Genomic DNA, 306 nt, shown 5'->3' on the forward strand with positions numbered 1-306 from the left:
TGCTTTCAACAATGTAATGTTTGTTATAAACGCCACCATTTGCCAAAGTTTGATAGGCATTGGTATTTGTCAATACTGAAATTTCAACACCACCGCCCAATGGTACACTTTCAATATCGTACATAGGAATATGATAATTCATTTTATCCATGTACGCTTTGGCATCTACACCTGCATTTCTCATCATTTTATAGGTCCAAAAAGCAGGAATGTTAACAGAACGGTCAATAGCCGTCTGTAAGTTCATCATACCAGTACCACGTCCTGAACCATACATAATCGGTTGTCCACTTGAGAAGTTCGTTG

General features: G+C 38.2%; 1 pseudogene. It reads right to left on the reverse strand.

Going from position 1 to position 306, the window contains the following annotated elements:
- Positions 1 to 306, reverse strand: a pseudogene (locus C1E99_RS10345) (penicillin-binding protein); the annotation flags it as partial.

Origin of the sequence: Streptococcus suis (genome assembly GCF_002964045.1) — a bacterium.
GTDB lineage: Bacteria > Bacillota > Bacilli > Lactobacillales > Streptococcaceae > Streptococcus > Streptococcus suis_U.